At 61.0% G+C, this 5,376-nt stretch carries 3 protein-coding genes; all 3 read right to left on the reverse strand.

The window, feature by feature from the left end:
* Window positions 1-95 precede the first annotated feature (95 nt).
* The 3 genes from DCO47_RS25485 to pgi all read right to left on the reverse strand — a co-directional run bounded on the left by DCO47_RS25485 (window position 96) and on the right by pgi (window position 5,050).
* Complete coding sequence (locus DCO47_RS25485) at window positions 96-1,112, reverse strand: class I SAM-dependent rRNA methyltransferase (protein WP_064364130.1); 1,017 nt, start codon at window positions 1,110-1,112, stop codon at window positions 96-98.
* 135 nt (window positions 1,113-1,247) lie between these two features.
* Entirely contained in the window at window positions 1,248-3,185 is a 1,938-nt protein-coding gene (acs, locus tag DCO47_RS25490; RefSeq protein WP_116659193.1) for an acetate--CoA ligase, read from the reverse strand.
* A 200-nt stretch (window positions 3,186-3,385) separates the two neighbouring features.
* On the reverse strand, window positions 3,386-5,050 hold the full coding sequence (gene pgi / locus DCO47_RS25495) for a glucose-6-phosphate isomerase (RefSeq protein WP_042610471.1): 1,665 nt from the start codon (window positions 5,048-5,050) through the stop codon (window positions 3,386-3,388).
* Window positions 5,051-5,376 lie beyond the last annotated feature (326 nt).

A 5,376-nucleotide genomic window follows, 5' to 3' on the forward strand; every position in this document is an offset into this window, starting at 1 on the left:
GATAGCGGAGTGTCAGTCTGCAATTCTGGTCACTGACAGACCGCTATCGCGAGCAGGCTCACTCCTACAACGGGCGCGGCGTCGTCAAAAAGCAATCACAGCTGCAAGATCAGCGTCTTCAGCGGTGGCTGCTGATCACGCGAGGGGAAGTCGGCGCCCGGGGTCATCACGCTCCATTCACGCACTGGGCGGCCGGCTTTTTCGGCGCAGCGCAGCACTTGTTCGCGCCAGTCGTCCATGCTGACTTTCGCCAGGTTGTTGCAGCAGATCAGCACGCCGTCATCGGCGGTAGTAAGCAGCGCGGGTTTGAGCAGGCTTTGATAATCGCGCAGCAGGTCGACGGTGCCGAATGCGCTTTTGGCCCACGCCGGCGGGTCGAGCAGCACCAGATCGTATTGGCGCTGTTCGAGGCGCTGATAGCTCGGCAACTTCTGCCCGCGCCGCTGGCTGATCGGCAGGCCAGCAAGCTGACGGATCGCCGGGAAGTAATCGGACTGAATGAATTGCATCTCCGGCAGTTGCGGGTTGAGCAAACCGTTCTCGCGCCCGACCGCCAGATTGCCCTCGGCGAAATCGAGGTTGCACACCTCGAGCGCACCGCCGGCCGCAGCACTGAGGCCAACGCCACAGGTATAGGCGAACAGGTTGAGCACGCTTTTGCCTTGCGCGTGATCCTTGACCCAGCCGCGCGTATTGCGCAGGTCGAGGAACAGCAGCGGGTCCTGCCCGGCATGACGCCCGCGCACGCGGTAGTTCAGGCCCCATTCATGGCCGACCAGATCGGCCAGTGCGGCGTCATCGGCTTTATAGACACTGTCCTCGCGATCAATCCGCGAATTGCCACGGGAGCGGTCGTTGTAGACCAGCAGGGTGTCGAAGCCCAGCGTCTGGTTGACCATGGCGTGCAGTTGCAGCAGGTCGTCACGCTCCAGCGTCTGATGAAAACTCTGCACCAGCAGTTGCGGGCCGTAGCGGTCGATGGTCAGGCCGCCGGCGCCTTCCTGGCTGCCATGGAACAGCCGATAGCAATCGGTGCCCTGGCTGTGCAGCGCAGCGAGCAGGTCCTGGCGTTGATCGAGGGCGGCGCGCAGCGCCTGATTCAAGGAAGACATGCGGGCGCCTTGCTGAGGGGAATTGGGGCGCGGGAGTTTAACAGTTTGCCGGGGGATCGCGTGATGGCCTTCGCGAGCAGGCTCGCTCCCACATGTGCAATGCGATCACCTGTAGGAGCGAGCCTGCTCGCGAAGCTATTGATTCAAACGTTTATCAACGAGGTCCTGCACCACGCTTGGGTCAGCCAGCGTCGAAGTGTCGCCCAGACTGTCGAGCTCGTTGCAGGCAATCTTGCGCAGGATCCGCCGCATGATCTTGCCCGAGCGGGTTTTCGGCAGCGCCGGTGCCCATTGGATCAGGTCCGGTTTGGCGAAGCTGCCGATCTCCTTGCTCACATGTGCCAGCAAGTCTTTCTTCAGCTCTTCGTTGGCCTCGGTGCCGTTCATTGGCGTGACAAACGCGTAGATGCCCTGGCCTTTGACGTCGTGTGGATAACCGACCACCGCTGCCTCGGCGATGCTGTCGTGCAGCACCAGTGCGCTTTCCACCTCGGCGGTACCGATACGGTGGCCGGAAACGTTGATCACGTCGTCGATGCGCCCGGTGATCCAGTAATCGCCATCCTCATCGCGGCGGGCGCCGTCGCCGGTGAAGTAATAGCCGGGGTAGGGCTTGAAGTAGGTGTCGATCATCCGCTGTGGATCGCCGTAGACGCTGCGAATCTGCGCCGGCCAGCTCGATTTGATCGCCAGCACGCCGCTGCCGGCGCCGTGGATTTCCTTGCCGTGTTCATCAAGCAATACCGGCTGCACGCCGAACATCGGTTGCGTCGCGCAGCCGGGTTTGATCCGTTGGGCGCTGACCAGCGGGCTGAGCATGATGCCGCCGGTTTCGGTCTGCCACCAGGTGTCGACGATCGGGCAGCGCTGTTCACCGACAACGTTGAAATACCAGTCCCACGCTTCCGGGTTGATCGGCTCACCGACGCTGCCGAGCAATCTCAGGCTTGCGCGCGAAGTTTCCTTCAACGGCCCGGCGCCTTCGCGCATCAGCGCGCGCAGGGCGGTCGGTGCGGTGTAGAAGATGTTGACCTTGTGTTTGTCGATGACCTGCCAGAAACGCGAACTGCTCGGGTAGCTCGGCACGCCTTCGAACATGAGTGTGGTCGCACCGTTGGCCAGCGGCCCGTAGACGATATAACTGTGGCCGGTGACCCAGCCGACGTCGGCGGTGCACCAGAACACTTCACCGTCGCGGTAATCGAGCACGTACTTGAAGGTCATAGCCGCTTGCAGCAAATAGCCGCCAGTGGTGTGCAGCACGCCTTTGGGTTTGCCGGTGCTGCCGGAGGTGTAGAGGATGAACAACGGGTCTTCGGCGTCCATCGGTTCCGGCGGGCAATCGTCGTCGACTTCGCGTATGGCCTGGTGATACCAGAGGTCGCGGCCCTCGAGCCAATCGACCTCGCCCTGAGTGTGCTGGACGACCACAACGGTGCTGACGTTCGGGCAACTTTGCAGGGCTTTGTCGACGTTGTTTTTCAGTGGCACGAAGCGCCCGCCGCGTACGCCTTCATCAGCAGTGATGACGGTGCGGCAGTCGGCGTCGAGGATACGGTCGCGCAGGGAATCCGGCGAGAATCCGCCGAACACCACCGAATGAATCGCGCCGATCCGCGCACAGGCAAGCATGGCGTAGGCGGCTTCGGGGATCATCGGCATGTAGATGCACACCCGGTCGCCTTTCTTCACGCCACGGCATTTCAGCACGTTGGCCAGGCGGCAGACGTGGTGATGGAGTTTCTTGTAAGTGATCTGCGCCGATTCGGCAGGGTCGTCGCCTTCCCAGAGCAGGGCGGTCTGTTCGCCACGTTGTGCGAGGTGACGGTCGATGCAGTTGTAGCTGACGTTGAGCTTGCCGCCGGCGAACCAGGCCGCTTCACCGGTTTTCAGGTCATAGCGCTGGACGGTCTGCCACGGCGTGCTCCAGTCGAGAAAACGCGTGGCCTGCTCGGCCCAGAATGCGCTGGGGTGTTCAATCGACTCGCGGTACAGCCGCCGGTAGTCTTCCTGGCTCAACTGAGCAGCCTGGCGCACGGCATCGGCTTCGGGGAACGTGCTGATATCGAACATGACGGTTCCTTATTCTTGTGGTGCGACAGGAATAAAGATGCGCCGAGCGCTGCGCAGGTTCAAGTCATGCGCCAAAACAACTGTGGGAGCGAGCCTGCTCGCGAAGGCGGAGTATCAGTCAACAAAGGTGTTGAATGAAAAACCGCTTTCGCGAGCAGGCTCGCTCCCACAGGGGAACAGCGTTAGACCGAAGGCCGCTTTTAGCCGCGATGACGCCCGCGGAAGTAGTTGATCAGGCCCTGAGTCGAGGCATCGTCAGCCACGGTCTCGTCGCTGCCGACCAGACGGTTATAGACGCCTTTGCCCAATTCCTTGCCCAGCTCCACACCCCACTGGTCGAAGGCATTGATGCCCCAGACCACGCTTTGCACGAACACTTTGTGCTCATACATGGCAACCAGTGCGCCGAGGCGGCGCGGGCTGATGCGTTCGACCACCAGGGTGTTGCTCGGACGGTTGCCCGGGATCACCTTGTGTGGCGCCAGTTTGTGCACTTCGTCTTCGCTCATGCCTTTGTCGCGCAGTTCGGCTTCGGCTTCCGGCAACGTCTTGCCGAGCATCAGCGCCTGGCTCTGCGACAGGCAGTTGGCGTACAGCCACTGGTGATGGTCGGAAACCGGGTTGAAGCTGACGATCGGCACAATGAAGTCGGCCGGGATCAATTGGGTGCCCTGATGCAGCAACTGGTGGTAAGCATGCTGACCGTTGCAGCCGACGCCGCCCCAGATCACCGGGCCGGTATCGGTCGACACCGAGGTGCCGTCCTGGCGCACGCTCTTGCCGTTGGACTCCATGTCCAACTGTTGCAGGTGCTTGGTGATATTGCGCAGGTAGTGGTCGTAAGGCAGGATCGCGTGGCTTTGCGCGCCCCAGAAATTGCCGTACCACACGCCGAGCAGAGCCAGCAGCACCGGCATGTTCTGTTCGAACGGCGCCGTCTGGAAATGCTGGTCCATGGTGTAGGCACCGGACAGCAGTTCCTTGAAGTTGGACATGCCGATGGCCAGGGCAATCGGCAAACCGATGGCCGACCACAGCGAGTAACGACCGCCGACCCAGTCCCACATCGGGAAGATGTTTTCTTCGCGGATACCGAAGGCCACAGCCGCGGCGTTGTTGCTCGATACGGCGATGAAGTGGCGATACAGCTCGGCTTCGGAGCCGCCCTGCGCCAGGTACCAGGCGCGTGCAGCCTGAGCATTCTTCAGGGTTTCGAGGGTGTTGAAGGACTTTGACGACACGATGAACAGCGTGGTCTCGGCGCGCAGTTTCTGCGTCAGCTCGTGAAATTCACTGCCGTCGATGTTCGCCAGATAATGGCAACGCACACCTTTCTGCGCGTAGGACAGCAGCGCTTCGGACACCAGTTCAGGGCCGAGGAACGAACCACCGATGCCGATGTTGACCACGTCGGTGATCGGCTTTTCGGTGTAACCGCGCCACAGGCCGTCGTGGATTCGTCCGACCAGATCAGTGATCTGGTTCAGCACCTTGTGCACTTCCGGCATCACGTTGACACCGTTGACCGACAACTTGTCGCCAACCGGGCGGCGCAGGGCGGTGTGCAGCGCCGGGCGGCCTTCGGAGGCGTTGACGATTTCGCCGTCGAACAGCGCTTGGATCGCGCCCTTCAGATCGACTTCATTGGCCAGACCCACCAGCAGGTTGCGGGTCTCGGCGTTGATCAAATTCTTCGAATAGTCGAGAAACAGGCCGCAGCTGCTGAGGGTGAATTGATTGAAACGCTGCGGATCGGCGTTGAAGGCTTCGCGCATGCTGAAATCCTGCATGGCTTGGCGGTGATCTTTCAACGCTTGCCAGGCGGGCAGAGCGGTAACGTCGTGAGGAGTGCGGTAGTACGCCATCGCTGCGGTTTTCCTTTTTACTTGAACGGCCTTTTGAACACGGTACAGATCAGCCATGCCCTTTTAGCGCATGGGATCAACTGCGTCGACACGATATCCGGACACAGGGCGAATACAGTAAACCTCGCGCCGCGTTCTGTCTTGACTTTGTCTGACCAGATCCCTGTACTTTTTTAACATCCGAACGGGAATCTGGCCGACAAACGGAGGTGCCCGGCCGAGGGGGAAGGGCCTGAAGCAATCTTTCCAGCGCCAAAAAAACCTGTAGGAGTGAGCCTGCTCGCGATAGCGGTCTGTCAGTCAAAGCGTTGTTGACTGATTTACCG

The organism is Pseudomonas sp. NDM, from assembly GCF_003105095.1.
In the GTDB taxonomy this organism is placed as follows: domain Bacteria; phylum Pseudomonadota; class Gammaproteobacteria; order Pseudomonadales; family Pseudomonadaceae; genus Aquipseudomonas; species Aquipseudomonas moraviensis_A.

Excerpts from the sequence above, each read along its gene's own strand:
- DCO47_RS25485 (WP_064364130.1), bottom strand. The coding sequence starts at position 1,112 with ATGTCTTCCTTGAATCAGGCGCTGCGCGCCGCCCTCGATCAACGCCAG.
- acs (WP_116659193.1), bottom strand. The coding sequence starts at position 3,185 with ATGTTCGATATCAGCACGTTCCCCGAAGCCGATGCCGTGCGCCAGGCT.
- pgi (WP_042610471.1), bottom strand. The coding sequence starts at position 5,050 with ATGGCGTACTACCGCACTCCTCACGACGTTACCGCTCTGCCCGCCTGG.